Here is a 1,099-nt window from a genome sequence, read left to right as displayed (position 1 = left end):
TTCTTTACTAACAATCAATTACAAGTATCAGCATTATTATTTAGTGCAAAAATGGCAGGTGGTCTATACCTAGAAATCAACTCTGGACCTGTTGTTACTAATTATGAGTTCTTGCCTAAATGTTATGAAGAATTAAAAATCTATGCAAGAAAGTTAAAGGCTATGAAGCTGGTTGTAAAACCTTATGATATTTATCAAGTCTTCAATAGTAAAGGTGAGCCTATTAGTACAGAAAAGAAGGAACTTGTATCTATGCTCACCAACCTGAATTACCAATTTGATGGCTTACAAAAGGACTATCCTGGAGGTGAAGGTGATTGGCATTTTGTAAAAGACCTAAATGACTTAACAGAAGAAACGTTGTTAAAATCTTTTACTAAACAAAGAAAATCATTAGTAAAAAAGCTAAAACATTTGGTATAGAACTGCATAAACTTAAACGTAATGAGCTTTATAAATTTAAGCAGATTACTTCATCAACTTCTGAACGTCGCAACTATAATGATAAGACTTTAGATTATTATGAAAAATTTTATGATAGCTTTGGAAACAATGCAGAATTTATCATAGCTAGCATAAATTTCAAAAATTATTTGGAGCATTTACAAATTAATCAGAATGAATTATCTAAAAAGATTAAATTACTACAAGATTATCTTGAAGAAAACAACCATTCCTCTGAAAAAAAACTGAATCAAATTCGAGAACTATCTAGTCAATTCGAAACGTTTGAAATACGAAAAAACGAAGCATACCAACTATTCAAAAAGCATGAAGACGAAAGTACAATATTAGCTGGCAGTCTTTTTGTATACACTCCCAAAGAAACGGTCTATCTCTTTTCTGGATCCTATCCTGAATTTAACAAATTCTACGCACCCGCTCTTTTGCAAGATTATGTAATGCGAGAATCAATCAAGCGAGGTATTCCCTGTTACAACCTTTTGGGTATTACTGGTCATTTTGATGGTTCTGACAGTGTACTTCGTTTTAAACAAAATTTCAATGGTTATGTCCTAAGAAAAATGGGAACTTTTAGATATTATCCTTCCCCGTTTAAACATAAAACTATTCAAATAATTAAAAAAATTTTAAATAG

The 1,099-nt window shown here is 30.7% G+C and carries 1 pseudogene; it reads left to right on the top strand.

Annotated features, from left to right (window positions below):
- A pseudogene (locus HMPREF3249_RS09590) lies at nt 1-1,099 on the top strand (aminoacyltransferase); the annotation flags it as partial.

Origin of the sequence: Streptococcus sp. HMSC36C04, assembly GCF_001839535.1 — a bacterium.
Taxonomy (GTDB): domain Bacteria; phylum Bacillota; class Bacilli; order Lactobacillales; family Streptococcaceae; genus Streptococcus; species Streptococcus hominis.
The sequence above is the reverse complement of the archived record's forward strand: the minus strand, read 5'-3'. Positions and strand labels throughout refer to the sequence as shown.